Source organism: Campylobacter showae CC57C (assembly GCF_000344295.2).
Taxonomy (GTDB): domain Bacteria; phylum Campylobacterota; class Campylobacteria; order Campylobacterales; family Campylobacteraceae; genus Campylobacter_A; species Campylobacter_A showae_B.
On the sequence record NZ_AOTD01000063.1, the window covers coordinates 1 to 26,043 of the forward strand.

Annotated in this window: 25 protein-coding genes and 2 pseudogenes; 15 read left to right on the forward strand and 12 right to left on the reverse strand. The window is 45.0% G+C overall.

The window, feature by feature from the left end; translation table 11 throughout:
• From H740_RS11465 to H740_RS02605, 6 genes and pseudogenes are all read right to left on the reverse strand, one after another.
• Positions 1 to 444, reverse strand: a pseudogene (locus H740_RS11465) (BadF/BadG/BcrA/BcrD ATPase family protein); the annotation flags it as partial.
• Complete coding sequence (locus H740_RS11640) at positions 438 to 632, reverse strand: hypothetical protein (protein WP_004322312.1); 195 nt, start codon at positions 630 to 632, stop codon at positions 438 to 440. The pseudogene H740_RS11465 and the gene H740_RS11640, both read right to left, overlap by 7 nt.
• A gap of 416 nt (positions 633 to 1,048) precedes the next feature.
• Complete coding sequence (locus tag H740_RS02590) at positions 1,049 to 2,920, reverse strand: hypothetical protein (protein ID WP_231679297.1); 1,872 nt, start codon at positions 2,918 to 2,920, stop codon at positions 1,049 to 1,051.
• A 468-nt stretch (positions 2,921 to 3,388) separates the two neighbouring features.
• Entirely contained in the window at positions 3,389 to 4,417 is a 1,029-nt protein-coding gene (locus tag H740_RS02595; RefSeq protein WP_004322316.1) for a c-type cytochrome, read from the reverse strand.
• Positions 4,414 to 5,676: a cytochrome b gene (locus tag H740_RS02600; RefSeq protein WP_004322317.1), complete on the reverse strand. Its 1,263-nt coding sequence runs from the start codon at positions 5,674 to 5,676 to the stop codon at positions 4,414 to 4,416. Before H740_RS02600 ends, H740_RS02595 begins: the two co-directional genes overlap by 4 nt.
• 10 nt (positions 5,677 to 5,686) lie before the next feature.
• Entirely contained in the window at positions 5,687 to 6,190 is a 504-nt protein-coding gene (locus tag H740_RS02605) for a Rieske 2Fe-2S domain-containing protein (protein ID WP_004322319.1), read from the reverse strand.
• Positions 6,191 to 6,531: 341 nt separating this feature from the next.
• On the opposite strand from H740_RS02605, the gene H740_RS02610 reads away from it, so the two are divergent.
• Complete coding sequence (locus H740_RS02610) at positions 6,532 to 6,912, forward strand: VOC family protein (RefSeq protein ID WP_004322321.1); 381 nt, start codon at positions 6,532 to 6,534, stop codon at positions 6,910 to 6,912.
• A 113-nt stretch (positions 6,913 to 7,025) separates the two neighbouring features.
• On the opposite strand, the gene H740_RS02615 is transcribed toward H740_RS02610, so the two are convergent.
• The 3 genes from H740_RS02615 to mnmG all read right to left on the reverse strand — a co-directional run bounded on the left by H740_RS02615 (position 7,026) and on the right by mnmG (position 12,094).
• Positions 7,026 to 8,222, reverse strand: a complete 1,197-nt coding sequence (locus H740_RS02615) for an McrC family protein (protein WP_004322323.1) — start codon at positions 8,220 to 8,222, stop codon at positions 7,026 to 7,028.
• Positions 8,194 to 10,137: an McrB family protein gene (locus tag H740_RS12065; protein WP_004322325.1), complete on the reverse strand. Its 1,944-nt coding sequence runs from the start codon at positions 10,135 to 10,137 to the stop codon at positions 8,194 to 8,196. Before H740_RS12065 ends, H740_RS02615 begins: the two co-directional genes overlap by 29 nt.
• A 97-nt stretch (positions 10,138 to 10,234) precedes the next feature.
• The gene (gene mnmG / locus H740_RS02625) at positions 10,235 to 12,094 is read right to left on the reverse strand and encodes a tRNA uridine-5-carboxymethylaminomethyl(34) synthesis enzyme MnmG (protein ID WP_004322326.1); all 1,860 of its coding nucleotides are present in this window, start codon (positions 12,092 to 12,094) and stop codon (positions 10,235 to 10,237) included.
• Positions 12,095 to 12,319: 225 nt separating this feature from the next.
• On the opposite strand from mnmG, the gene H740_RS02630 reads away from it, so the two are divergent.
• Together H740_RS02630 and H740_RS02635 are read left to right on the forward strand one after the other, a co-directional pair.
• Positions 12,320 to 12,583, forward strand: coding sequence for a hypothetical protein (locus H740_RS02630; RefSeq protein WP_004322327.1), 264 nt, complete (start codon positions 12,320 to 12,322; stop codon positions 12,581 to 12,583).
• Positions 12,584 to 12,608: 25 nt separating this feature from the next.
• On the forward strand, positions 12,609 to 13,046 hold the full coding sequence (locus H740_RS02635; protein WP_004322329.1) for a hypothetical protein: 438 nt from the start codon (positions 12,609 to 12,611) through the stop codon (positions 13,044 to 13,046).
• A 59-nt stretch (positions 13,047 to 13,105) separates the two neighbouring features.
• On the opposite strand, the gene H740_RS02640 is transcribed toward H740_RS02635, so the two are convergent.
• Positions 13,106 to 13,381: a hypothetical protein gene (locus tag H740_RS02640; RefSeq protein ID WP_156318384.1), complete on the reverse strand. Its 276-nt coding sequence runs from the start codon at positions 13,379 to 13,381 to the stop codon at positions 13,106 to 13,108.
• A gap of 143 nt (positions 13,382 to 13,524) precedes the next feature.
• Between H740_RS02640 and H740_RS11650 the strand changes: the two genes are divergently transcribed.
• Positions 13,525 to 13,695 carry a hypothetical protein gene (locus H740_RS11650; RefSeq protein ID WP_156318385.1) on the forward strand — a complete coding sequence of 57 codons (171 nt, stop codon included), beginning with the start codon at positions 13,525 to 13,527 and terminating at the stop codon, positions 13,693 to 13,695.
• A 48-nt stretch (positions 13,696 to 13,743) separates the two neighbouring features.
• Here H740_RS11650 and H740_RS02645 read toward each other — a convergent pair whose 3' ends face one another.
• Both H740_RS02645 and H740_RS02650 read right to left on the reverse strand, forming a co-directional pair.
• Entirely contained in the window at positions 13,744 to 14,529 is a 786-nt protein-coding gene (locus H740_RS02645) for a hypothetical protein (RefSeq protein ID WP_004322332.1), read from the reverse strand.
• A gap of 113 nt (positions 14,530 to 14,642) precedes the next feature.
• A complete protein-coding gene (locus H740_RS02650; protein ID WP_231679298.1) occupies positions 14,643 to 15,062 on the reverse strand; it encodes a hypothetical protein in 420 nt (139 codons plus the stop codon).
• Between the two features lie 353 nt (positions 15,063 to 15,415).
• On the opposite strand from H740_RS02650, the gene H740_RS02655 reads away from it, so the two are divergent.
• The 11 genes and pseudogenes from H740_RS02655 to H740_RS02705 all read left to right on the forward strand — a co-directional run bounded on the left by H740_RS02655 (position 15,416) and on the right by H740_RS02705 (position 25,951).
• Complete coding sequence (locus tag H740_RS02655; RefSeq protein ID WP_004322335.1) at positions 15,416 to 16,162, forward strand: 4Fe-4S dicluster domain-containing protein; 747 nt, start codon at positions 15,416 to 15,418, stop codon at positions 16,160 to 16,162.
• Positions 16,156 to 18,123 (forward strand): proton-conducting transporter transmembrane domain-containing protein, encoded by a 1,968-nt coding sequence (locus tag H740_RS02660; protein WP_004322337.1) that lies wholly within the window; start codon positions 16,156 to 16,158, stop codon positions 18,121 to 18,123. The genes H740_RS02655 and H740_RS02660 overlap by 7 nt, the downstream gene beginning before the upstream one ends.
• 10 nt (positions 18,124 to 18,133) lie before the next feature.
• On the forward strand, positions 18,134 to 19,063 hold the full coding sequence (locus H740_RS02665) for a respiratory chain complex I subunit 1 family protein (RefSeq protein ID WP_004322339.1): 930 nt from the start codon (positions 18,134 to 18,136) through the stop codon (positions 19,061 to 19,063).
• 13 nt (positions 19,064 to 19,076) lie between these two features.
• Positions 19,077 to 19,721: a hydrogenase 4 membrane subunit gene (gene hyfE, locus H740_RS02670; protein WP_034957115.1), complete on the forward strand. Its 645-nt coding sequence runs from the start codon at positions 19,077 to 19,079 to the stop codon at positions 19,719 to 19,721.
• A 2-nt stretch (positions 19,722 to 19,723) separates the two neighbouring features.
• A complete protein-coding gene (locus H740_RS02675) occupies positions 19,724 to 21,205 on the forward strand; it encodes a hydrogenase 4 subunit F (RefSeq protein ID WP_004322342.1) in 1,482 nt (493 codons plus the stop codon).
• Positions 21,202 to 22,937: pseudogene (locus tag H740_RS02680) on the forward strand (hydrogenase large subunit). The gene H740_RS02675 and the pseudogene H740_RS02680 overlap by 4 nt, the downstream one beginning before the upstream one ends.
• Entirely contained in the window at positions 22,934 to 23,473 is a 540-nt protein-coding gene (locus H740_RS02685) for a formate hydrogenlyase complex iron-sulfur subunit (RefSeq protein ID WP_004322346.1), read from the forward strand. Before H740_RS02680 ends, H740_RS02685 begins: the two are co-directional and overlap by 4 nt.
• A complete protein-coding gene (locus H740_RS02690) occupies positions 23,470 to 24,300 on the forward strand; it encodes an NADH-quinone oxidoreductase subunit B family protein (protein WP_004322348.1) in 831 nt (276 codons plus the stop codon). The genes H740_RS02685 and H740_RS02690 overlap by 4 nt, the downstream gene beginning before the upstream one ends.
• Positions 24,297 to 24,641: a formate hydrogenlyase maturation HycH family protein gene (locus H740_RS02695; protein WP_004322350.1), complete on the forward strand. Its 345-nt coding sequence runs from the start codon at positions 24,297 to 24,299 to the stop codon at positions 24,639 to 24,641. Before H740_RS02690 ends, H740_RS02695 begins: the two co-directional genes overlap by 4 nt.
• The gene (locus tag H740_RS02700) at positions 24,641 to 25,084 is read left to right on the forward strand and encodes a hydrogenase 3 maturation endopeptidase HyCI (RefSeq protein WP_004322352.1); all 444 of its coding nucleotides are present in this window, start codon (positions 24,641 to 24,643) and stop codon (positions 25,082 to 25,084) included. The genes H740_RS02695 and H740_RS02700 overlap by 1 nt, the downstream gene beginning before the upstream one ends.
• 9 nt (positions 25,085 to 25,093) lie before the next feature.
• Positions 25,094 to 25,951, forward strand: coding sequence for a formate/nitrite transporter family protein (locus H740_RS02705; protein ID WP_004322354.1), 858 nt, complete (start codon positions 25,094 to 25,096; stop codon positions 25,949 to 25,951).
• The last annotated feature ends 92 nt before the right edge of the window (positions 25,952 to 26,043 follow it).

The following is a 26,043-nucleotide window of genomic DNA, read 5'->3' on the forward strand; positions in this document are numbered from 1 at the left end:
AAATTTAAATTTTACCCGCCCGCCGCTTAAAAAGTAAATTTGATTTTCCAGCCGTTTGATGAGAGGGGCGACTATGTGCGCGGAGGAGTTGAGGGTATCGTAAGCGATCTTGCTAGTTTTGGCTCCGTTTGCACTTAGCGAGGACGGTCTCGGCAAATACCGTGCATAGGGGCTTAGTTTGATCGCCGGATTTTTGCGGGCGGTTTTGTAAATTTCGCTAAGCTCTAGCCCCAAGCGACCAGCGCTGATCTCTAAAAATTTGCCCGTGCCCGCCGAGCACTTGTCGTTCATGATAAAATCCGCTGGCTTGCCGTTTAGGGTCTTGATCTCCTTTGTATCCTGCCCGCCCACGCCCTCTACGGTGCAGTCTTGCTCAAACAAAAAGTGCACCCCGAGGCCGTGGCATAAAATTTCGCTCATGCTAAACCGCGCGCACTCTACGCTGACGCGCCCGTAGCCGTCACGAAGCCCTCGCCGTAGCCTTTTTGCTCCAAATTTTGCTTGATCTGCCGCGTGACCTTGACCACACTAAAGCCACTTGGTAGCAAAAACAGCTCGCAAAATTTGCCGCGCTCGTCCATAACGGCGACCTTTGATGACACCCCGCTGGTGTCGATACCGATAAAATGCATACTTTTATCCGTAGTAAATCTTTCCGACACGCGGAACTTCGTCAAATTTGAGCTCTAGTTTGTGTAAATTTGCAGAAACCATAATGAAGATAAATTTATGCAAATGTAAATCGCGACCGCGATCTGCTTTGGTTGAAATTATAGCCAAAATCAGACGTAAAAAGCGAGGGAGAGTTAAAAATATTATTTAGCGCATTAAATTTGAGATTTTCGATGCGGCGGATGAGGGCAAATCTGACGACGGAATTTTAACGTACGGCGTCAAATTTAAGGTAGGTTTTGAGCCGGGCGGCGAGTAAATTTGATGGTCGTGAGAGACGAGAGCAGACTGTCAAATTTGGTTGGCGCAGCATGTAAGGTTAGCCCGATCAAAAACGGGCTAAAATGCTAAATCCTACTAACCAAAAAGAGCCAGCCTACCGATAAACCTCGCCGTCGATGATCGCCATAGTTTTGTTATCTTTACTGCGTGGCAGAGTGTAGAAAAAGCTGTGGCGAACTACCGTGCCGTCGTCATATTTGAGCGTTAGCTCGCCTTGATCGAGCGTGTATGAGCCCTCGTCGCTACGTGATTTCGAGCTGCCCCCGTCTATGCTGCCGCCTGGGGTACCCGAGGTTGCCATAGCATACGACGATCCGCCCGAGCTAAAGCGCCCTTTGCCGTCAAAGCAGTAGTATCCGCTCACGCCTACGCTCACCGTATCGCTGCCACCCGACCAGCCGTGCAGGGACGACGAGCTGTCCTTGCGAAACGAGAAGCACTCTTTTGGCATTTGGCTTGAAATTTGCGCCTGAAACATATAATACCCCGTGCCGATTGAGTTCCACAAAAAGGTGCAGTCGTCGTTCTCGCAGTAGTAGCTCGTATCGTAGTCGTCGTTGCTAGTTGTCGTTAGGATGCCGTCTTTGACCTTATACGTTCCGTCGATGCGCGTGCGCCAGTCGGGCTTTTCTAGGCGGCTAGCGTAGGTGCCGTCGTCGCGTAGATAAAAGGAATAATCTTCGCTCGTGTTTAAAAGCATGTTAAATTTCGTACCGCCAAATACCCCCGAGCCTTTTTTGCTCGCCCCGGCGCTACTATGTTTGACGCTAGAGTCCTTTGCGGGTTTTGCGGACTCGACCGAATTTGAGCTTGATTTGTTTGCTTTTGCCTGCGCGCTACTTGCGCTTTTTTTAAAGACGAACAAGACCTCTTGCCCGTCCGCGACTTGTTTATATTCGAGCATGCCATCCTTTAGCCAAAACTCGCCCAGCCCTTTAGCGCTAAGCGCGTATTTGCCGCCGCCTAGACTTTCGTAGCCGCTTTTGCCCGCACTATTGTTGCACGAACCGTCCAGATTTGCGCCCACGATGCCTACCGTCGCTTCATCGCCGCCGATCTCAAAAAACGAGTCGCCGAAGCACTTTTGCCCCGCGACTTTAAAGCTTTGCCCCTGCGCCTTTAGCGAGACTAGCTCCCATCTGCCCTCGATCTCGTTTAAATTTGACCCGCCGAGGCTTGCTTGATTTACGGCGCCGTTTACGATGCCGGCTAAATTTACCTCGTCTTTTTTAAAGGTAAATACGATTTCGTCGCCGCCCGTGCCTTGTTTGTATTCGAGCGAGCCGTTTTTCAGCCTAAATTCGCCCGCATCGTTATCTAGCGCGTACCTGCCTGCGCCAAGGCTTTTGTAGCCGCTTTCTCCTGCGCCTGTTTTGCACGAACCGTCCGGATTTGCCGCTACGATGCTAACAGTCGCTTTGCCGCCTGTGATCTGGAAAAACGAATCCTCAAAGCACTTTTGGCCTGCCGTTTTAAACGTCTGCCCTTGTGCTGCGACCGAGTCGATCTCCCATCTGCCCTCTAGCTCGTCTGTGCTTAAATTTGAGCCGGTTGCCGTTGCCGCGGCTTTGTTTGCGGCCGCGTCTTTTTTGAAAGAAAAAACGATAAATTTGCCGCCGTCTAAGGACTGTTTTACCTTTAGCGCGTCTTTTTCTAGCCAAAACTCGCCAATAGGACCCAGCGCGTATTTGTCCGCACCCATGCTTTTAAAGGCGTAGCTTGCCTCGCCGCTTTTGCACGCGCCGTCCTCGCCTACGGAGCTAAGGCCTAGCTTTGCCTCGCGGTCGCTAACCTCGAAAAACGAATCCTCAAAGCACTTTTGCCCCGCCGTTTGCACCTCCTGCCCGTCTATGTTTGCCGAGACGATGCTCCATTTACCCTCCAGCTCGCTGGCGCTTAAATTTAATCCGAGGCAAAGCGCCGCGATGATCGCAAAAAGCTTGACTGTAAATTTGAGACCGTTCATATTTACCCTTTTTTTGAAAATTTGTAAATCAAAATTGATAGCCGATTTTAACATCGGGAAATAAATTTAAAGACAACCTAAATCAAGAAAAATTATGAAAAAACTAAAACAAGCTGAGCTCTAACTTAAAAATGCGTCTATAAATCACGCTACTTAGCTCGCCGCCGCTAAGAAAATCCAAATGATCTTGCCGTATTGCTTCGCCCATATCGCAAAAAAGCGGGATCGGTAACACGTTCTTAAAAATGCTGTAAAATGTATATTTATAGTTTTTATTGCGCTCAAAACGTATTCAAATTTAAAATATAGGCACGTAAAATTAGTATTTGCTTGTAGTCAAATTTGAGCCCAGACAAGGCATCGCGAGTGCTGAGCGAATTTTACGACGGCTTCTAAATCGGTAGATAAATTTTAGAAATTAAGGAGTAAATTTAAAGAGAAATTTGAGCCCGGAGTCGGGCTCAAATTTTAGTGTAATTCAGACCAGACTTTGCGTTTCCAAAGCCATCCAAATATTCCGAAAATCAAAAAGTAGATCATCGCGTTTATGCCTAGGCTTTCGCGCTCGGCTTTTTTAGCGTCGCCCGCTTTTGCCATGTAGGCTACGACTTCGTCCTCGCTAGCTTTATTTAGGCCTACGCGAGGCATCGAGGTGCCCGGTAGCATTTTTTGCGTGTCGTTTATAAATTTATGCAGATAATCATCGCCCTTTGAGCGGATCATCATCGATAAATCAGGCGGGTTTGAGCCCATATACGCGGCTAAATTTACGCGGTTGGTTAGCGTGTATTTATTTTCGTACTTCATGTCGTGGCATCTTTGGCACGCGTCGCGAAATACCTGTTCGTCGCTAACTTCTTTAGGCGCGATAGACTTTAGATACGCGACTATATCAGCGATCTCGGCATTTGGATCCTCTCCGCCGGCTCCGAAAAACGGAGGCATCGGATAAGGATGCTCGTCGTTAAATTTATGCGTTAGTTTTAGCGCCTTGGTCGGATCTTTGATAAGGGCTGCCAAGAAATGCTCGTCGTATATCGCTCCCGCGCTGCTAAGATCGGGCGGCACTACGCCGTACGCTTCGCTAAGTTCAGCAGCGCTCATAGCTGTCGGCATACCCGCAGCCTCGACTCCGTGACAGCCTGCGCAGCCAGCATTTGCAAAGGTTTCTGCGCCTTTAGTTGCGTCGCCTTTGGCTAAATTTATAGCCTTTATGTCGTTCCAAAACGCAGTGTAGTCTTCGAGAGTTTTTTGTGCCTCTTCGAGATCTTTTTGTGCTCCGGCGACTTTTTTCTCGTCATTCAGAGTTTTTGTCGCATCAAAGGCTTTTTGTCTAGCTTCTACTACGGATTTGGCTTGATTTATATCCTCGGCGCCAAAGTCGTAATCGGCCGCGCCGACGTGCGGATGCATGACGTTATGCGCGTAAGGCTCGATACCCCAGTATGTTACGCCGGTTAAAATAACTACGATTATGAAAATTTTTAACTCTCTCATTTTACCGCTCCTTTTTTCTCAAGAGTCGTTATGATAGGTAAAACGACAAAAAGCAGAACGAAAAACGTAATGGTCGAGTAAAATCCTATCCATGAGTTTGAAATACCAAGCGTCACGCCGTCGGCAGGTAGCTTACCGAAGATCGTAAGCACGATCATATCGACCACTAGCAACCAAAACCATACGAAAAAGCCCTTTCTCTCGTGAGCCGGAGCCACGACGTCGCTTCTATCGTAAAGAGGCATGAAAAATAGCGCCACGCCTGCGATCGCAAATGCGATAAGGCCGATATTGTAGGCTTTAAATCCGAAAATATCGAAGAAAAATCCGCGTAAAATCTCGTACTGCCACAAGAAGTACCACTCAGGATAGATGTGCGGAGGCGTTTTTAGCGGGTTGCCCGGCTCGAAATTTATCGGATCCATCGCAAAGTTGAAATGGAAACAGACTAAATAGAAAAAGAAAATCATAAAAAAGCCGATGTACATAAAGTCTTTTGCCAAAAATCCCGGCCAAAACGGAATAACTTTAGCATTTTTCTTATCGCCGCTCAGATATTTTTCAGCCTCGATATCAAAGTCTATCTCTTCGCCCGTTTCGTTATTTACGTGCGGGACGCGAAGGGTATAAAAGTGTATCGCGACGACTGCGATCAGCACGATCGGTAGCAAGCATACGTGAAGCATGAAAAATCTCGTCAAAGTCGGATCGCTAACGGCATAGTCGCCTCTGATCCACTCGACTACCGCGTCCCCGATAACCGGGATGCCGCCGAATAAATTCGTGATAACCATCGCCGCCCAGTAGCTCATCTGACCCCAAGGTAGCATATATCCGCTAAAAGCCTCGGCTGAAAACAGGATGAAGAGCAACATACCGCTCACCCAAATCATCTCGCGACCTTTTTTATAAGAGCCGTAGTAGATCGCCGTAAAGGTGTGTATGTAGATGATTAAAAATACGACCGAAGCCGCAACCGCATGTATGTGACGCCATAGCCAGCCGTACTCGACCTCTTTCATTATGGTAAAATTTACGCTATCAAAGGCTAAATTTATATCCGGTTTATAGTACATAACTAGCATAAATCCGGTAAAAATAAGCAACGCAAAAAGCGTCGTGAGTATAACGCCCATCGCCCAGAGGAAATTTATATTTTTCGGTATCCAGTATTCGCTGACGAGGACTTTCATTAGCTTGTTTAGGGCGATCCTTTGATCCAGCCAGTCTAAAACGCCCGTTGATTTTCTGATGTGCATTTTTCCCTCCTTACGCTTGAGCCGCTAGTTTTTCGTATTCGGGGCTGGTTTCGCCCAGAACGAGTTTCGTACCGTCTATCTTAAACGGCGGTATGTCTAGCGGTCGAGGAGGAGGGCCGAAGGTATTTACGCCGTCTGCGTTGAATTCGCCTCCGTGACAGGCGCAAACGAAAACTTGTTTGCCAGGTTTCCACTCGGGAATACAGCCAAGATGCGTACAAAGCCCGATTGCGACCATATATCTAGCGCCATCTACTACGATATCGCGCTTGTCGTTAGGCGCCATAGAAGCGTCCTTTTTTAGAACAAATATCGGCTTTTTACGCCACTCGATCTGGCGCATCTCGCCGTCTTTCATTGGGCTAAGATCTACAGTCGTAAATCCGGCCGCCTTTACGCTAGGAAGCGGGTCCCAGGTCTTTTTAACGGCTACGAGAGTCGCTGCGCCGCCGACTGCGGCTACCGCGCCAAACGCTAGACCGATAAAATCTCGTCTTTCTTGTTTTACGGACATTACTTTCCTTTCAACGGTTTTTGAAGAATAATCGAGATTATACTCTTATGAAAATTAAACTTTTATTTTTCTAGCAAATAGTTTAAATATTTAAACTATTTTTAAATCATTATTTACTATTTCGTATTTTAAGGCTTTCGGGAGTAAAATTTGAGTGTAAATTTGGTTTAGTCGGTTAAATTTGACGGCCTATAAACAGACGTAAATTTAAATTATATTTTAGTTTGCGCGTTTTACCCGTACCGCAAAATTTGACGCCGAGCGATTTTAAATTTACGCCGTCAAATTTGCAGTTTTTAGCGGACAAAGCTTGGTAAAATTTGATTTATAAAGGAGAATTTATGCGTATCGCTTCGATCGATCACATCGTTTTAACGGTTGCTGATTTACAACGGACGCTTGATTTTTACGTGCGCGTACTGGGTATGCGCGAGGTTGATTTTGCAAACGGACGCAAAGCTCTGGCCTTTGGCTCGCAAAAGATAAATTTGCACGTAAAAGGCGAGGAAATTTTGCCAAATGCCATGAACGCAAATATCGGAACGGCCGATATATGCTTGCTTACGGATACGCCGCTTGAGTCGGTTTTAGGGGAGCTAGAGGCTGCGGGTATCGCCGTAGAGCAGGGGGTGGTGCCGCGAACAGGCGCGCTTGGAGCGATAGGCTCAATCTATGTGCGCGACCCGGACGGAAATTTGATAGAGATTAGCAGATACGATTAAATTTGACGGGTTTTGCGGATGAAGTTCAGTTGTGTGTATATTGTAAACTGCAATCTAGACAAAGAGCCAACTTTTGTACAGCTAATATACAAGCAGATAATACATAATTTAGACTAGTAAATTTTTATAAGCTCATCGTTGTCGGAGTCATTTTCTAGATCAAAGTATAAAATTTCAAGTTTCATTTCGCAGTCGTATCTGAATTTCATAGACTCTTGCTCTACGCCGTCTATTTTTGGGTAAATGAGATAAAGCTTGCCACACTCGTATTTTTTGCCGTAAGCATAGAGCTGATACAAATCAGCTTGTGAGATATCGTCTTTTGATTTGACGATCTTCCATTTTGTGTCGGCTATAAATTTACCTTCCAAAAATATATCAGGCCTTAGTCTAAAGCTCTTTGGATCTTCTATGAGGTGTTTTTCTGAGTGTTGCAAACTAACATATGCACGTTTTTTCTTAATAAAATTTCCAACATAGCTTTCAAAGAGCACGTTCATGTCAAAAAGCAATGCAAGGGCCAAGTCGTCGCCCTTGTGCGGAGTAAAAGAGTTGCCCAAAAGAAAGATCTTGCACCATAAGAGCGCTTGCTCATAGTGTTTTACCTGACGATTTACGGCATAGTTTGCAAAGAAATTTTTATAATCCTCACACGTCGAAACTTCATCAAATATAAATAAAAGCTCACGTATTTTTTGCTGATTTTTGCTGGAATTTGACTTTTTGTATAGAAATTTAAGTGTTGTTTTTATGATCCTATTTATCTTTATGTCGCTTAAAAATTCGCTGTATTCTACGTAAAATCGCTCTTTATGGATACTATTTCTTTTGATCTGCTCGTTTATATTTAGCTTTCCTTTTAGAAATTTCAGGTTATCTTCTAGCGTTATGTAGTCGCTTTTTATCCCCTTTTTTACAAGAGTCTCAAGCTCACATAAAAACATCGAGATGAAAATTTCTAAGAGCGGTAAATTTTGAGTTTTTAGATTGGCTAAATTTGAGCTTTTAAATGGGGAATCTTTTAGCGTTCTTAGCATTTTTATTAAAACTGCTTTTGATCTTTCAGCATCGTTTTTGTCTGCTATCTTTGGTAAAATTTCTATCGTTAAACCGCTTTTGGTCTGCAATACTCCGACATAGTTTCTCGCCTGTATAAATTTCCCGCCAACCCCGCTTGCTATCCTTAAAAACGGCGCATTTTCATCGCTATTTTTAAGGATAAAATTCTCTATATCGCCAAAGTCTTTTTTGCTTATATCATGCTGATATATTCGCTCAAACTCAGTTAACGTTATCTGGGTTTGCTTCATCTGCACTTTCTTGGCTATTTGATGAGTTGTAAATTTTTAGATAGTTTTGCTTGTAGTAAAAGGCCTCTTTATCTATCTCGTATAAGATCTTATCGTTTATATAGTCGGTACCGCTTTTAAATAAACCACTCGATGGCTTCTTTTCTTTGATAAATTGACTATCGCCCAAAACAAGCCTTATTTTCTCCCAGTCATCGTAAAAATACTCTTGTAGTAACGGTAAAATTTTATTTTTAAAGACATTTGCAAGTGCGCCCATGTCTGTCACGCCCATAAAATAAGCATGTCCTATCGTGTGATCTCTGTCGTAAAGGTACTCTATACGATCGTTTATCGTTTTTAGCATTTCACCTATATTTATGCCTTCGATATTTATTTCGTTTAGGTTGTCATATTCTGGCATCATCTCCACAAACTCAAACCTTCTTCTAAGTGCTGTATCCATAAGGGCTATGCTGCGATCTGCCGTGTTCATCGTGCCTATTATGTATAAATTTGAGGGCACTCCAAATTTCTCTTTTGAGTACGGCAGCTCCACTATTATCTCGTCATCTGCACCGAGCCTCTTTGATGGCTCTATTAGAGTTATAAGCTCACCAAAAATTTTAGATATATTTCCGCGGTTGATCTCGTCGATGATTAAGATGCAATTTTGATTAATGTGATTTGCTTTATAACTTTCATACTCCTGACCCAAAATATCTTGAATAATCACTGGTTCATAAGAAGGCATTCCATAGTTATCATTATGAAATATATCTTTGATTAATTTGTCACAAGATATGGTTTTTGGATCATTGCTATTTTGAGGCTTAACCAAAATAGAAAATAGATTATTTTTATATAGATAAAATGGCTGTTTATCGGTAGGAGTTTCTAATATTTTTCCATACATATTATTTGAAAAAAGTGGTAGTTTATCGACATAGTTTTTATATAGTTTTTTAAAGCCATCTTCCGTTAGTTCTTCTTTTGTGTCTTTTAGCAGTATCTTTTTCCAGTTATCACCATTGGCTCTTTTGCAGATCTTTTTAAATGCTCCATCTTCTATTTTATACGATACATTATCGTTTTTGGTTTCTGCTTTTATACCCTCGACAAATTCTTCATATCCATAGCTTTGATGAAATGTGATAAATTTTATTTGTCCCTTTTCTACATACTCTTTAAATTTAGATCTATCATCGGAAGCATTGCCTTCTATAATTTCTAGTGCTTTACGAACAACACTATATGTCTTTCCGGTTCCTGGAGGACCGTATAAAATTTGATTAAGGTGATAAGTTAATTTTTTGTCATCATCGGTCATTTCATATCCTTTGTTATCACTATTATTTTGTCTGTTGTTTTCTATGTTTTTATAAAATTTGTCATATGTCAGCTGATATACATTTGTTAGCGCATTAAGTAAGCTTGTGTAGTCAAGAGTTGCAAATGTGTCTATATTTTCTATGGCGAAATATATATACTTTTCCCATGCAAGTTTATCAAGCCTAAAGCCAGGTATATGTATCTTTTTGCATTCTGACTCCAAAAAGTTATATATTTCATCTTTTAGTTTATCTTCTGTATCGCTTAGTTTTGCATCGATTAGCCCTATGGATACATAAAAATTGCCAGGTTTTGCTAAAACGGCAAAATAAATAACTAAATGTGATTCATTCTCAAAAGGAATATATCTATTCCATATATATTCCGCAATAGTCCTACCGTCTGCCTTTAGCCAATTTCCATTACGCTCACTTCTATAATTTTTAAAAATATTATCTGTAAATTTGATCAAATTTGCACGAAATTTACTTAACTTATCATGTGTTGTTTTGTCGTCCTTGCTGTATTTTGTATCTTGAGCGTATCTATTTGTAAAATACCTAAATCCATCTAAAATTTCATTTTTCAAATCATCATCTATCATATAATCCCCATATTTAAGTATATTCTGTCTTTGGTTGACTTATTGCATGGTAAAAAATAATAGCTATAAAAGTCTATATATTTTATGATTTTATTTTTCACTTTGACGCATTCATCTTTATATAGATGTGCAAAATATCTATCGCCGCAGGCGTCACGCCGCTGATCTCGCTAGCCGCAAAGAGCGTCGGCGGAGCAAATCTCTCGAGCTTTTCGACCACTTCGTTGCTAAGTCCGCTGATACCGCAGAAGCTAAAGCCCTCGGGGATTTTCACGCTCATCATATCTTTCATGCGGTCGATCTGCTTTTTTTGCTCGGCGATGTAGTGCTGGTATTTGGCTTCGGTTAAAATTTGCTCCAAGCTAGCTTCGTCGAGCGCCTCGAAAAACGGATCTAGCTTGCGTAGCTTTTCGCTCGTAAAGCTCTTTCTGGCGACGATTTTTTGCAGGGTCAAATTTTGGCTGATTATCTCCTCGTCAAGACTAGCTAAAAGTTCCAAATTTCGCTTCGTCGGCGTGATCTCGGTGCCGTTTAGCAGCTCTAGCCCGCGAGTCAAATTTAACCTTATGGCTTCTATTTTCTCAAACGTCGCTTCGTCTAGCAAGCCAAGCTCGCGGCCGTATCCTCCCAGGCGCAGCACGGCGTTATCCTCGCGCAAAAGCAGCCTGTATTCGGCGCGGGAGGTAAACATACGGTAGGGCTCCTTGGTGCCTTTGGTTACTAGATCGTCGATGAGAACGCCGATGTAGGCCTCGTCGCGGCGCAGGACGAACGGCTCTTTGCCATCAAGCGCAAGCGCTGCGTTTATGCCGGCCATCAGTCCCTGAGCACCAGCTTCCTCGTAGCCCGTGGTGCCGTTGATCTGGCCTGCGAGATAGAGCCCGCGCGCCTTTTTGGTCTCTAGCGTGTGTTTTAGCTCGGTCGGCTGGACGTAGTCGTACTCGATCGCGTAGCCGTGGCGCACGATGCGAGCGTTTTCAAAGCCTCTGACCGAGCGTAGCATCGCGACCTGTACTTCATACGGCAGGCTCGTAGAAAAGCCGTTGATATAGTACTCCGTGGCCTCTAGTGTCTGCGGCTCGACGAAAAGATGATGCCTGTCGCGGTCGCCGAATCTATTTATCTTATCCTCGATGCTCGGGCAGTAGCGCGGACCCACGCCCTCTATCTGGCCCGTAAATAGCGGCGCTTTGTCGAAATTTGAGCGGATGATGTCGTGCGTAGTCTCGTTCGTGTAGGCGATGTAGCAGGGTAGCTGCGTAGGCGCGAAGTCTCGCGTGCGGAAGCTAAATGGGCTTGGATCCTCGTCGCCGCCTTGGATCTCGAGTACGCTAAAGTCGATGCTTTTAGCGTCCACGCGCGGGCAGGTGCCGGTCTTTAGCCGGCCGACTTCTAGGCCTAGTTCGCGCAGGCTATCGCTTAGATTTTTAGCGCTTAGCTCGCCCACGCGGCCGGCTTCTAGTTTGTTAAATCCGACGTGGATTAGCCCGTTTAAAAACGTGCCCGTCGTTATGATGAGTTTGCTAGTTTTATACTCGTTGCCCAGATGGGTTTTTACGCCCGTGATTTCGCCGTCCGAGCTTAAAATTTGAGTCGCGATCTCTTGGCTGATTTCAAGATTTGGCGTATTTAGCAGTAAATTTCGCATATAGACGCGGTAGCGGTCCATGTCGATCTGAGCGCGGCTGCCTCGCACTGCTGGCCCCTTGCTCTCGTTTAGTACGCGAAACTGTATGCCCACGGCATCGGTCGTTAGCCCCATTTGCCCGCCTAGAGCGTCGATCTCTTTTACGAGGTGGCCTTTTGCTAGGCCCCCTATTGCGGGGTTGCAGCTGGCGGCGCCGATTTGCTCGGCTAGGATGGTGATTAGCAGCGTTTTTTTGCCCATTTTTGCAGCGGCGAGGCTGGCTTCGATGCCTGCGTGACCGCCTCCGACGACGATAATATCATAGTTCATATTCAAATTTTCCTTGTCCTTAAAATTCGCGATTCTATCAAAAAACAGATAAAATATACAAAAATTTAAGGAAAGATGGCGAGGAAATTTGGCTTAAATTTGACTCTCTTTGCCGTAGTCTCAGCGAGCTGCGGTTGCTCAAAATTTACCTTCCGCCCCTCTTTTAAATTCAAATTTAATCCTCCAAATTATAAAATTCTCCAAATTTAATCCATCGGAAAAATCATGAAAAAGCTTATTTTTTGCATCGTTTTGGTTTCGGCGTTTATCGGCGCTTTTGATTTGGCTAGGGCTAAGGAAGCTAAATTTGAGCCTATAAATTCGCCGCAAGCCTTGCTGGAGTTTATCAAAAACGGGCAGGAAAAGGGCTATTTCCCGCAAAAAATCGTGCAGTTTTTGGGCGAGCCTAGGATTATGCAGGCTATTTATAGATTGCAAGACGTGGATTTTGATTTTTGCCGAGGTTGCGACCTGACAAAACGGGGTTGATTACGGCCGCGGCGCTAAGATATTTATGACGGCGCAGGACAAAAACGAGACCATAAAACCGATCTCCGAAAATGCGGCGTTTATCCTAGGGAGCGGCAACGATGAGGTTAAATTTTCGCCCGCGGATTTAAATGTTTATTATCTAGGCAGCGGAGACGACAGGGCTGAAAAAAGCATGGGCGCGGGCATTTTTATATTTGAAACGGGCTGGGGGCGCGACGAGATCTTGCTGTCTCCCGAAGAGCTGCACACTGTCATCGATACGGGCAAGATCGTGGACTACGACGGTAGCTATCCTTATAGGTTTAGATCGTTTTTCGTGTTTGGCAATGGCATAAAGAGCGAGGATATGCGCTGGCGGAGAGAAGTTCGCCTGCTCAAATTTGGGCGTGATGTACCTCGAGCGCGCGGGCATCGCCGAGGACGTGCAAAAGGGGTTAAAATTTTTACAAAAAGCCTGTGATAGCGGGAACCTTCGGCGGTTGCGTAAATCTAGCCGAGCACTACGAGTAGGCGGGCGAGCTAGCCACTGCGGCGAAATACTACGCCAAGACCTGCGAGATCGGCAAAAACGATTTTGACGCGCAAAATATCGATACAACAACAGGGCCTGGAAAAAGGCGTGCGAGAAGCAAAATTTGAAGTGAAATTCGGCTGTTTTTGCGGCGCGAGCTTTTTAGGTTTTTTTTTTTGAGGATTTTGGGCGGAGTCGGCCTTGCGCGGCGATAAATTTGAGTAGATGCGGAAAAGGAGCTTTATTTTGCGTAAATTTATCCACTTTGCTTGCGGTTTTGGCATTAATAACACGGCGAGTTTTTGATTTAAATTCAAAGCTTAAGTAGGGCCGGCAAATTTACGAGAAAATGCGGCATTTTTGATTAAATTTAGTAGCTACAAGAGGTTAATTTGCTGGGTTCAAATTTGCTTGCGAGGCTTGTAGTTTGGGCTCAAATTTTACTTTATGCGACTCTGATTTTTTTGCGCTCGGGCATAAATTTAGCCCGCATAACGGCGATCTTTACGGCGATAAATTTTTGCAGCTAAATTTGAGCGACTTTTGGAGTGCATTGTTTTGCTTAAATTTAGCTGCACTGCTTGCGACTTTGGCCTAAGGAATGTCGCGCGCAAAGTAAAATTTAACTTTCACACGGCACGCGTGTTTAAAAATAAACCTTATCTATCTCATCGATATTTACGCCGTGTTTGGATAAAAAGTATCCTTTTACTTCTTTATATGTTGCTTTATCAAATATCGTTATCATAAAGTAGCTACCGGTAGTAACACCCCAAAAGTTACCCGCTGTGCCATGCGACTTATCTAAGCAGATGACTGGAAAAAATGAAAATTTTGCATTCTTGCCGCCTAAGATAAGGCAGAAGAAAAATTTGGTTAAAAAATTTCCAATAGTATTAAACACTACAAAAGTAAGAGCAAAGCGTGCCGAATACGAAGACATGGAAATAAAATAAAGAAATATAGCAGCTATAATAAGCCAATACGGCCAATTTCTGGGTTTTTCGCTACCAAAGAAGAATGGCTTATAAATAAATTTCCTTAAGTCATCGCGTTTTGATACGAATACTCTTTTGCCTTTCTCGTAAAATTCTATACTGCTATTTTTTATCTTTAATAAAGGTTGTTCTTTTTTGTATCTAATAAATGAACTTAGGACAAAAATTAGTATCGATAAAAATACAGGTATGCAACTTATTAAAGCATCTATGATATCGGTATAATCGTCAAAACTATTTAAGGCTCCTGCGCCATATAGTCCAATTGTTAATTGCGCCATCTTTAACAAAACCTGATACGCTTCCTCGTAGTTTTTGATAACTATCGGCTCTTTATCGTAGTCTCTTGCAAATTTCTTTGAGCCGGAATTTGTCAAATTTGAGTTTTGAAGGTTGTCGTTTAAATTTGAGGTTTGTTTGTTTGCCGTATTCAAATTTTATTCCCGTTACCCGCTAAATTTACCCGAATTTTAGCAAAATTTTGAGTTCAATTACGAGAGCGCGTCAAATGTACAAACTTAACTCCGTACGCGAAATAAAAATAAACTCAAATTTCCCTTGCGATCTTGTTCATCTTATCAAAAATTTCCGCTCGCTCGCCGTCTTTTAGATTACCCATCTCTAGCTTCGTCATCATCTGCATAAAATCAAATTTCTTAAACATTTTTGCGGCTTCTTTGGCTTCGCGCTCTAGTTTTGCGTAGATTTGCGCTTCGTTCTCGTCGCGGGCTAAATTTCGTAAAAACGAGCCGGCCTCGCCGCCCGTAAATTTATCACCGCTAAATTTATCTGCAGCGTCGTTTAAATTTGCTTTTTCGTTAAATTTATCCAGCATATCGGCAAAACCGGTCAAATTTGCCGCCGCGAGCGTAGAGCCGGCTAAAAATTTATCGCCTTTTTGACCTTGGCCGATGCGGTTTGCTAAGGTCTTTAAAATCTCGTTTGAAGCGCCGTTTTTGATCTGCATTTTTATCCTTTTTATATTACTAACGGCGAGTTCTAGCAAAAAGCATTCCGTCAAATTTGAAACGATGAGATTAAATTTTGCCTTAAGCTTTCCGAGGCATTATAGGACTAAAACACTCTTTTTAGTGCATTAAATAGTCTATGCGTAATATTTTTATATTCGTATAAGTTTAAAAGGGTGCCTATTTTACTGCAAATTTAAAGATAAGCTTAAAAATAAATAATTAATAAAAATTAATCTAAAAAATAAAAAATTCGTCAGCCAAGTGACGGAAATAAATTTCTAAAAGTAATACAATTAGCTCAAGATTTAAGAGAAATCAAGAATCGTAAAACAAGTAGAAAGGAGAATTTATGAAACAACATAAATTTGTGATCGCCGATTACAAACGTTGTATCGGTTGCGCTACTTGCATGGCGGCCTGTTTTCGTAGTGCTTACGAGCGCGGTAAGCTTTCAAAAGCTAGACTAACAGTGCTACGTCAAGCAAAAGGCGTCATGCCGACGCAGTGTCGCCAGTGCGATGACGGTCCTTGCGCGAACGTATGTCCTACCGGGGCACTCAGGTTTGACGATAACTGCATCGAGCTTCACGAAGAGATTTGTATAGGCTGCAAACTCTGCACGATCGCTTGCCCTTACGGCGCGATAAGCTCGAGCGCGGAGCTCATGCCGTCCGTTAACTACGCGGTAGAGCCGAAGTACTACCTCGAGATCGAGAGCCAGGCCGGCGCGAAAAACACCGCGATAAAGTGCGATATGTGCTTCGGACGCGAAAACGGCCCTGCGTGCGTCGAGGTTTGCCCGACCAGCGCTATCATCATGGTCGATCCTTTGCACAGCCATCACAAGCTTGGCAACAAGATCGAGCAAGAGGCGGCTCAGGCTTTCGTCGATAAAATTTTACGCGGAAGCGGAAATTTAAAAGAGCCTCACGTTTTAGCCGATATCGGCGCTCAGGACGTGGACGGCGAGGGCGACGTCATCGTCATCAAGGAGCTTGACAAAACTCCTAGCGAGCAGGCAGGAGAGCAAGCGGCGTCAAATTCGCGCGCTATGAAAGACGAAAATAGCGGCGCAAAAGGGGGTGCGAGATGGTAGGCGTGTATCTGCTTTTCTTAGTTAGCGCCGCCGTTAGCATCCTGCTCTACGGCGCTCAAAAATCAGCCGTAAAAATCGGCTTTGGATTAAGCGCGATCAGCTGTTTTTACGCGCTTTGCTACTTTGTGGCCAACATGGGCGTGACCCAAGGCTTCGCTCTAGGTGGAGATTTTTTATATGCGCCGAAATTCGAGCTAACTCCGCTTGGAAATTTCTTTAGCTTCGTGGTCGTCTTTATCGGCTTTGCCAGCAGTGTCTATGGTATGAGCTACGCGGAGGAATACATAAAAAAAGCAAGCGTAGGCGTTTTCGCCTGTTTGTTTAACCTTTTCATCCTTTCGATGCTTCTAGTCATCAGCGCAAATAACGTATTTTGCTTCGTCGTTTTGTGGGAGCTTATGACGCTTATTTCGTCTTTCCTCATCCTAGTAAACGACGGCAAAGGCACGCTAAAAGCGGTGATGGTATATCTAGGTATCGCTCAGGTCGGTGCGTTTTGCATTACGTGCGGACTGCTAATAATGGCTCACTATGCGGGCAGCGCCGAGTTTAGTAAATTTGCCCACCTAAATATGCCTGCTGCGGCTAGCGTCGTGGTGTTTATACTATTCCTAGTAGGATTTGGTAGTAAAGCGGGTATGTGGCCTTTTCACGTTTGGCTTCCGCAAGCTCACCCGGCAGCTCCGTCAAACGTCTCGGCTCTGATGAGTGGCGTTATGATAAAGGTTGCTTTATTTGCGCTAGTTAAATTTACACTTTACTTGCCGCTTAGCATTTATTTTGGCTTAACTGTATTGATACTTGGCGCGGCTAGCTCGCTATTTGGCGTTTTATACGCTCTTTGCCAGCACGACTTTAAAGCACTTCTTGCTTATCACTCAGTTGAAAATATCGGCATCATCTTGCTTGGTCTTGGCACCGGTTTGTACGGCCTAGCTGCGGGAAATAACACTCTTGCCGCGATCGGATTTTTAGCAGGCTGCTACCACGTAGTAAACCACGCGATATTCAAAGGTCTTTTATTCCTATGCGCAGGCTCGGTAATTCACGCCACCCATACGCAGAATATGGACATTTTAGGCGGTCTAGCTAAAAAAATGCCTTGGACCTCTGTTGGTATGTTTATCGGTATCATGGGTATCGCAGCGCTTCCTCCGGTTAACGGCTTCGTATCAGAGTGGTTTACATATCAAGGCATGCTCCAAGGCGCGCTAGAGCAGGGCATCTTTACTAGATACGCCTTTACGCTTTCAGTCGTCGCTTTAGCGCTTACGGGCGTGTTAGTCGGCATGCATCTTAAGCTTTACGCAGTAATCTTTGCGGGAACTCCAAGAGATCAGAAAATTTGGGAAAACGCAAAAGAAAGCCCGATATTTATGGTGCTAGGCATGATCGTGCTAATGATCGGTTGCGTAGGCTTTGGTATAGGAGCTAACGTGGTCGTCGGCTACATCCAAACGGCCGTAAATTCCATAGGCGGCGCAGGCGGTTACGTAGCTAGCCAGGGTATAAATTTGACCTCAAATTTAGGCAGCATCGTTTCTACTCCGCTTATAGCTATCATCTTATGTTCTACTATGGTTTTGCCTTTTGCAATCTTAGCCGTGATGAAAGCAAACCGCGAGAAACCTCGCGAGACCGATCCTTGGGCTTGCGGATTTAAGTACAGCTCTCGCATGCAAATGACGGGTGGTCCTTTTACGGGCGATCTAAGGCGCATAATGAACTGGCTGTTTAAAGGCGAGAGAAAAGTCGTAACCAAGGGCTATTTTAACCCGGTCGAGTATCACAACCATCCAAAAGATATCTGGTGGGGACTATTTTACGAGCCGGTGATCGAGTGGAGCAAGAAAATAGCCGACAAAATAGGCATAATGCAAAGCGGCTACACCAACGTTTACGCGCTATATATCCTCGTATATCTTTGCGCGATACTAGCGGTTAGCTACTTTTTGATATAGGGGGCGTGAGATGGAAATTTTACAGACTATACTTTTGATGATATTTCAAGTAGTCGTCATCGTCTTGGTTGCGCCCTTGTTTGACGGTATGGCCAGAAAACTAAGAGCCAAACTACAATCAAAACAAGGCAGCGATTTCTTTCAGACGTATCGCGACATCATAAAGTTATTTAGACGCGGTAGAACCGTGCCTGAGTGCTCTCACTGGGTATTTAGATGGGCGCCGTTTTTCCTATTTGCTACTTCGGCGGCGATACTAGCGGCTATTCCTATTACTTATAGCAAGAGCACGATTTTTGGAGCTTACTCCGATATTTTCGTGATTCTTTATCTAGGCGCGCTTTTGAGATTCGTATTTGGCGCCGCATCTTTAGATAGCGGTAACCCGTTTGCGGCTACCGGCGGCGGACGCGAACAAATGCTAGCCGTTTATGTCGAGCCTGTTATGATAATGTGCCTAATCGTCGTTATGCTAGCGGCAGGGACTTCCAATTTGGTCGAGATACAATCAATGGTAAAAAACGGCCAGATCGGATATCAGATCCCAAACTTTGCGGTTGCTTCGATCGCATTTTTGTGGTGCATATATGTTGAAACCGGCAGAAAGCCTTTTGACCTCGCAGAAGCCGAGCAAGAGTTGCAAGAAGGCTTACTAGGCGAATACGCAGGTAGCGATCTTGGCTTAGTTCAAGCGGCGCTTATCTTAAAACAATTTGCGATGATAGGACTTTTCCTTTCGATTTTCGAACCGTGGAATTTTAGCAATCCGTTTTTAGCGGTGATAATTTTCGTTTTAAAAACGGGAGTGTTTTACGTAGCGGCCGTGTTTATAGACAACTTCGGACCGAGATTTAAGATGACTTCGTCCTTGCGTAAAAACGCGGTAGCCGCTCTAGCCATATCTTTCGTGGCTTTGACGCTTTACGTCGTGGGGGTGTGAGATGAATGCAGATATGACTATGTTAGACGCATTAGCTATCGGCATGATAGTAACGTCTTTGGCGGTATTTGGGCTACGCAGCCTAAAACTATCCGTCATCGTTTACGCGATCGAGACATTACTTTTAGTCGGTATATTTGCTATGTTGGCGTCTAAATTTAACGCGTCGCAGCTATCCATGTGGGCGGTAGTGGCGTTTTTTACGAAGGTTTTATTCGTGCCGGCGATCTTGCTTTGGTTGATTAAAAAGCTTAACGTCGTTAGCGAGGATGAGCCGGTGGGCGGCTTTTTCGTGAGCCCTGTTATAGCGATGGGATTTTCTCTAGCTTTAGCGATGAGTATCAACCCGATATTCCTTAAATTTTCGCTAATTCAAGAGAAAATAATGCTGCTAGCGGCGGTTTGCGTGTTTATGATGGGAGTTTTTGGCTTTATGCTTAGAAACTCTTTTATCAAGCAAATTTTAGCCTACTGCCTTTTTGAAAACGGCATACATCTAAGCCTAGCGCTTATGGCTTACAACTCAAACGAGCTTGTTGAGCTTGGTATCTTAACGGACGCGATTTTCGCCGTTATCATCATGAGCGTTCTAGCTATCAGATTTTATAAAGCATACGGCAGCCTTGACACGTCTAAGGCTACGAATTTAAGGGGATAGAGATGGATAGTTTAACTTTGATATTAATTTTACCGCTTCTTGGAGCGATACTGCTATTTTTCTCTCCGAAAAATTACGCTTTTTTGAGTTTGCTTCACGTAGCAGTTAGCGCGGTTACGTCTTTAGCCTTGCTATTTAACGTAAGCAAGGTTTTAACGGGCGGTACGTTTTACGCGCACGATAAATTTTTGTTTTTAGACAGCCTTGGCTGCGTATTTTTGATACTTATCGCGGTTACGGGACTACTAGTAAATTTATACGCGACCCACTATATGAGATGGGAGCTTGAAGAGGGACATATAAATTTAAGCGCGCTTAAGAAATACTACGCGCTTAGCCACGTGTTTATCTTTACGATGAGCTTAAGCGTCATCTGTAACAACGTCGCGTTTATGTGGGCCGCGATCGAGGCTACTACGCTTTCATCGGTGTTTCTAGTCGCGATCCTAAAAGATCAAAAATCAACCGAGAGCGGCTATAAATACATAGTCCTTTGCTCTATCGGCCTAGCGTTTGCGCTTTATGCGACCGTGCTTCTTTACTCTGCGACCTTTGCGGAGATAAAAGACGGCGAGGCTGCGATGCTATGGACCGGCATAATGGTAAACGCTAAAAATTTAAGCCCCGACGTCGCTAAGCTAATCTTTGTCTTTGCGCTTATCGGATTTGGCACCAAAGCCGGCCTTGCTCCTACGCATACGTGGCTTCCCGACGTTCACGCCCAAGGTCCTGCGCCGATTTCGGCTCTGCTTTCAGGCGTTTTGCTAAAGTGCGCGATGCTAGCTTTATTTAGATACTACGCTATCGCGGCTCAAGCTACCGGTATGGAGTTTGTTCAAAGCGTGATGATAGTTTCCGGTCTTATTACGCTATTTGTGGGCGGAATTTTCCTAATCAGGCAACACGACGTAAAAAGGATGTTTGCCTACCACTCTATCGTGCATATGGGCGTTATAGCTTTTGCTTTGGGAGTCGGCGGATTTTTCGGGCTATTTGCGGCTATTTTTCACTGCCTAGCCCACAGCTTTACCAAGGCTCTCGCGTTTTGCTCAACGGGCAATATCGCTAGAATTTACGGACACAAAGATATGAGCAAAATGGGCGGTATGATAAAGATAGCTCCCGTAACTACGATGATGTTTGGCGCAGCGGTTTGCTCGCTGGTAGGCGTGCCCGCGTTTGCGATATTCGTTAGCGAATTTAACGTCTTCGTCGGCGCCGTAAATAGCGGTCAATACTTTAGCGTCGCTTTATTTGCGATAGCTCTTGCCATCATCTTTATCGCGGACTTCTCGCACTTTAACTTAGCAAGCTTTGGCGAACCTAAAGGCGCTGTCGTTCACAATAAAGAGATGAGTATATTAGAAAATTTACCGCTTATCCTGCTTTGCGCTTTGATTATAATCTTTGGCGTTTGGCACGTGGATAACTTTTATACGCTGGTTGAAAACGGCGTGAAGATAATAACTGGAGAACTATTATGAGAGGCGATAAATTCGTTGAAATTTTAAAAACAAAGTTAAAGGTTTTAGAAGTAACCCGCCAAGCCGACGACCAATCACGGTTTTGGTCGATAGAAACGACCTTCCGCTTGCGGTTAAGACCCTTTACTACGATATCGGCGGTTTCATCTCTACGATGATACCTAGCGACGAGAGGACTATAAACGGCTGTTTTGCGCTTTACTACGCTTTGTCTATGGAGGGCGGTAAGATGACGGAAGAAGACGACTTTGCCGCCGAGGATAAGTGCTTTATCACCGTTAAAACGCTAATTCCCGGCGTCGATCCGACTTTTCCGTCGGTTACGCCGCTAGTGCCTGCTTGCGTTTGGTACGAAAGAGAAGCCTACGATATGTTCGGCCTAGTAGCCGAGGGCTTGCCCGATAAGCGTAGATTGGTGTTAAGCGACGATTGGCCCGACGGCCTTTATCCGCTTAGAAAAGACGCGATGGACTACCGCTACCGCCCCGATCCAGTCGCTCACCAAGATGAGCCCGACACCGAGTTTTTATTTCCAAAAGGCGATAGCGTCATCGACGTGCCGCTTGGGCCTTTACACGTTACATCTGACGAGCCTGGACACTTTAGGTTATTTTGCGACGGCGACGAGATCATAGATGCGGACTACCGCCTCTTTTATCAGCACCGCGGTATGGAAAAGCTAGCCGAAAACCGTATGAACTACGATCAGATGGGCTACCTTGCAGAGCGCGTCTGCGGAATTTGCGGCTACGCTCACGCGATTGCGTGTATAGAAGCGGCAGAAAAGGCTATCAGGCTTGAAGTTCCGCTAAGAGCGCAGGCTATCCGCTTGATTTGCCTTGAGATCGAGCGCCTTCACAGCCACTTGCTAAACATCGGTCTAGCTTGCGAGGTAACGGGTAACTATAACGCCTTTATGCATATCTTTAGGGTACGCGAGTACTCTATGGAGTTAGCTCAACTCGTAACAGGCGGCCGTAAAACATACGGCAACGTCATCATGGGCGGACTTCGCCGCGACATGACCGATAACGAGATAAAAAAGGGCATCGAGATGATAAACAAGCTCGACGTTCAAATTTCTGAAATTTGGGACGCGGTTATGGACGATAAACGCCAAATCGCGCGCTGGAAAGGCGTGGGCGTGCTAGATAAGCAAGTAGCAAGAGACTTTAGCCCCGTAGGTCCTAATATGCGAGGCTCGGGTCTAAAGCGCGACAACCGCTACGACCACCCTTACGATTTCTTTAAAAATATCGAATTTAAAGTCTACGTAGAGCACGGCGGAGACGTATTTAGCCGCGAAGTCGTGAGATATAACGAGCTAAAAGAGTCCATACATATCATCAGGCAGTGTTTGGAGCTAATGCCTCAAACGCCGATATCAATCGATCCAAAAACGATGATAAAGCCTGAAAATTTCGCCCTCGGACACGTAGAAGCTCCTCGCGGCGAAAACGTCCACTGGATCATGCAAGGCAGCGCGCAAAAGGTTTTCCGCTGGAGATGCCGCGCGGCTACTTATAACAACTGGCCTAGCCTTCGCTATCAGTTCCGCGGAAACAACATTTCAGACGCGGCGCTCATCGTTTGCTCGCTAGATCCGTGCTACTCTTGCACCGACCGCGTTACCGTAGTGGACGTAAATACCAAAAAGAGCAAAATTTTAACCGAAAAAGACCTTAAGAGATTTTGCCAAACTGGCAAGATTAGCAAAAAGGATTTAAGATGATGAAGTTATTTGACATAACCGAAAAATATGGAAAGGCGACCTACGCCTATCCGTTTGAGCCCTACAAAGTGCCCGACAATTTCCGCGGGCAGCCGTTTTATACCTACGAGCTTTGCGTAGGTTGCGCGGCATGCGGCGTAGCGTGCCCTAGTAACGCCATAGAGCTAAAAATGAACGAAAAGCAAGACAAGCTCGTTTGGCAGTTTGACTGCGGACGATGCATATTTTGCGGACGCTGCGACGAGGTTTGTCCAACGGGCGGCGTGCGCCTAAGCCAGGGTTTCGAGCTAGCGGTTAAATTTGACAAAAGCGCGCTAATACAGCGCGGCGAACTAGAGATGCAAAAGTGCAAATGCTGTGGCAAACCATATACGCCGGTTCGCCTTATAAACTATACTTTTTCAAAGCTTAGTACGGCAAATTTGCTCCCGGGCAGACTAGAAGAGGCTAAAGACTATCTATATATCTGCCCAGAGTGCAAAAAAGCCCAAGCCGTAGAGCGCATAACTAAAGACGTAGAGGAGGGGATAAAATGAGCCTTTATCAAGTTCCCGAAAATATAAAAACGGCAAACGACCTAACTGCAAAGTTAGAACATCTAAAAAATATCAAACGAAGCTTTAGCGTCTACCGCATCGACTGCGGCAGCTGCAACGGCTGCGAGATAGAAATTTTCGCCGCTATCACGCCGATGTGGGATCCGGAGCGCTTTGGATTTAAGCTAGTAGCCAACCCTCGCCACGCAGACATTTTGCTCTGCACCGGCCCGGTTACGCGTCAGATGTATTATCCGCTGCTTCGCGCTTACGAGGCCGCACCCGATCCTAAGATCGTGGTGGCCTTTGGCGCATGCGGCAGTACGGGCGGTATCTTTTACGACGCATATAGCGTTTGGGGCGGTATAGATAAGATCATCCCTGTAGACGTCTATATCCCGGGCTGTCCTCCGCATCCGGCCAGCGTCATATACGGCCTTGGTATGGCTCTTGGCATCATAGATCAAAAGCTGCAAAAAAGAAGCTTCGAACAAGACGACTGCAAAGCCCCCGCCGTAAAAGAGTCTATCATAGGCGATATACTTTTCGAGCGCGATTTGGAGGCCGAGGCAAAAAGGCTAATGAGCTATATCTTCGGTAGGACGCTGTTTGCCAAGTATATGGACGCGGCCAAAACTTCTCCTAATATCCACGACGTAGCGGCTACTAAAAAAGTAATGCTAGAGGCTATCCATAAAGAAGAAGATCCTAGATACGCCGAGTGTATGGGGCTGCTTTACAACGACGTCTATCTAAAATACGCCAAAGCAAAACGCGATACGCAAAACGCCATCGACGTCAAAAAAGAAATTTGGGATAAAAGATGATAAGAGTCTATAAACTCGCCCGCCGCCACATGGACGAAAACGAAAAGATGCCAAAAGAGCTAAAAGATATCAAGCTATTTTCCGTCTGCGTCGGACACGGCGTGGGGACGGTGGACTTTAGCGAAAAAACGCTCGAAATACCGGACGAGGAGTTTGAGCGCATCGTCGCTAGCGGCGGCGAGTACGTCAAATTTAAGCTGGGAAATTTGAGTAAGTATTTCGAGGTGGAGATATTTAGAGAGCATGCGGTTAGGCTCATCCCGGAGCTTTGCGAATGCGAGCTAAAGACCGAGCTTGAAAATTTACGCGAGGGATACCTGGTGCTTAGGAAGGATTTTTGATGAAAAAGGCTTTGCTTTGTATCGGCAATCCCATGCGCGGAGACGACGACGTAGGCAACGAAACAGGGCGAATCGTCGAGGCAAATTTGAAAGATTGGCGGGTATTTTACGGACAGGACGTGCCTGAAAACGAGTTTGGCGCGCTTCGCGAATTTAAGCCGGACATCATCGTCGTGGTAGACGCGATGAGCGGGTTTAAAGACGGAGCGATCGAGTTTTTTGATCTAAGCAACGAGCGCGACTATATCTACTCGACGCACAACTTGCCCACGCCAGTACTTTTAAGCTACCTGCGTAAAATTTGTTCCAAAACGCTGTTTTTAGGCATTAGCGTTTTGCTTGAAAACGTGCTTGATTTTAAAGAGGGCTTAAGCGAAAACGCGAAAAAAAGCGCGCAAAAAGCCTTTGAACGTATCTTGGAAATAGATAAAAATTTAAATTAGGAGGAGAAGATGTTAAATCCTGCAGAAACCGCGCAAGCGGTGTCGAATTCGATGGAGCACAAGGCGCATACTCCGTTAGTAAGCATTATTTTTCTAGCTATCATGGCGGGCGCGGCGATTGCTATGGGCGATATTTTTTGGGCGCACTCGACCGTGGGCATGGCTGAAAAGCAGTCTATAGGACTAGCAAATTTCATCGGCGGCATCACCTTTAGCTGCGGTCTCATGATGGTCGTTTTCTACGGCGGGCATCTATTTACGAGCTCGGTTTTAAGCGGCGTTAGCGCGTATGAAGGCAAGCTAAATTTAGGTAAAACCATTAACTACTGGGCGATCGTTTGGTTTTTTAACTTCGTCGGCGGCGCGCTAATTGCCTATATGTACTACTACTCTGGCTTACCGCTAAAATACGACGGCTATATCTTGCAACACTTCGTACCGGCAGGTATCGGCAAGATCACTGCTCCGTTTCACGAGCTGTTTATCCGCGGTATCTTTTGTAACGTGTTTGTTTGTATGTCTATCTGGACTGCGACCAGCGAGAGCAACCTTGCGGGTAAATTTTTTGCGATCATGTGGATGATCGGCGCGTTCGTTGCATGCTCTATGGAGCACTGCGTGGCAAATATGTTTATCATAACCGAAGCCATCATCTCAAAAGCTCACTACATCGCAGCTAGCGGCGGCGACGTCAATGCAGCAGCAGCGTTGCTCCACACTACGGCCGATAAGCTAGACGTGCTAAACTGGGGAAATTTCATCGGTAAAAACCTAGTTCCCGTTACGCTAGGCAATATCTGCGGCGGGCTTTTCTTTGTGGGGCTAGTTGGATTTATGGCGAATAAATTTGATATGAAAAAGAAGTAATTCCCCATAAATGAACGGATTTTAAAAGTAGTTTTTGATTAGGGCGCTCGGTCGCATACTACATGTATGCTCCCGTCACGCCTAATCAAAAA

Bases quoted from the DNA above. Each gene is read 5' to 3' on its own strand.
- hyfE (WP_034957115.1), top strand. From the start codon at position 19,077: ATGACTATGTTAGACGCATTAGCTATCGGCATGATAGTAACGTCTTTG.
- H740_RS02655 (WP_004322335.1), top strand. From the start codon at position 15,416: ATGAAACAACATAAATTTGTGATCGCCGATTACAAACGTTGTATCGGT.
- H740_RS02600 (WP_004322317.1), bottom strand. From the start codon at position 5,676: ATGCACATCAGAAAATCAACGGGCGTTTTAGACTGGCTGGATCAAAGG.
- H740_RS02650 (WP_231679298.1), bottom strand. From the start codon at position 15,062: ATGCAGATCAAAAACGGCGCTTCAAACGAGATTTTAAAGACCTTAGCA.
- H740_RS02665 (WP_004322339.1), top strand. From the start codon at position 18,134: ATGGAAATTTTACAGACTATACTTTTGATGATATTTCAAGTAGTCGTC.
- H740_RS02700 (WP_004322352.1), top strand. From the start codon at position 24,641: ATGAAAAAGGCTTTGCTTTGTATCGGCAATCCCATGCGCGGAGACGAC.
- H740_RS02705 (WP_004322354.1), top strand. From the start codon at position 25,094: ATGTTAAATCCTGCAGAAACCGCGCAAGCGGTGTCGAATTCGATGGAG.
- H740_RS02640 (WP_156318384.1), bottom strand. From the start codon at position 13,381: ATGCCAAAACCGCAAGCAAAGTGGATAAATTTACGCAAAATAAAGCTC.
- H740_RS12065 (WP_004322325.1), bottom strand. From the start codon at position 10,137: ATGATAGATGATGATTTGAAAAATGAAATTTTAGATGGATTTAGGTAT.
- H740_RS02615 (WP_004322323.1), bottom strand. From the start codon at position 8,222: ATGAAGCAAACCCAGATAACGTTAACTGAGTTTGAGCGAATATATCAG.
- H740_RS02675 (WP_004322342.1), top strand. From the start codon at position 19,724: ATGGATAGTTTAACTTTGATATTAATTTTACCGCTTCTTGGAGCGATA.
- H740_RS02685 (WP_004322346.1), top strand. From the start codon at position 22,934: ATGATGAAGTTATTTGACATAACCGAAAAATATGGAAAGGCGACCTAC.
- H740_RS02595 (WP_004322316.1), bottom strand. From the start codon at position 4,417: ATGAGAGAGTTAAAAATTTTCATAATCGTAGTTATTTTAACCGGCGTA.
- H740_RS02635 (WP_004322329.1), top strand. From the start codon at position 12,609: ATGACGGCGCAGGACAAAAACGAGACCATAAAACCGATCTCCGAAAAT.
- H740_RS11640 (WP_004322312.1), bottom strand. From the start codon at position 632: ATGCATTTTATCGGTATCGACACCAGCGGGGTGTCATCAAAGGTCGCC.
- H740_RS02695 (WP_004322350.1), top strand. From the start codon at position 24,297: ATGATAAGAGTCTATAAACTCGCCCGCCGCCACATGGACGAAAACGAA.
- H740_RS02660 (WP_004322337.1), top strand. From the start codon at position 16,156: ATGGTAGGCGTGTATCTGCTTTTCTTAGTTAGCGCCGCCGTTAGCATC.
- H740_RS02690 (WP_004322348.1), top strand. From the start codon at position 23,470: ATGAGCCTTTATCAAGTTCCCGAAAATATAAAAACGGCAAACGACCTA.
- H740_RS02610 (WP_004322321.1), top strand. From the start codon at position 6,532: ATGCGTATCGCTTCGATCGATCACATCGTTTTAACGGTTGCTGATTTA.
- H740_RS02605 (WP_004322319.1), bottom strand. From the start codon at position 6,190: ATGTCCGTAAAACAAGAAAGACGAGATTTTATCGGTCTAGCGTTTGGC.
- H740_RS02630 (WP_004322327.1), top strand. From the start codon at position 12,320: ATGAAAAAGCTTATTTTTTGCATCGTTTTGGTTTCGGCGTTTATCGGC.
- mnmG (WP_004322326.1), bottom strand. From the start codon at position 12,094: ATGAACTATGATATTATCGTCGTCGGAGGCGGTCACGCAGGCATCGAA.
- H740_RS02590 (WP_231679297.1), bottom strand. From the start codon at position 2,920: ATGAACGGTCTCAAATTTACAGTCAAGCTTTTTGCGATCATCGCGGCG.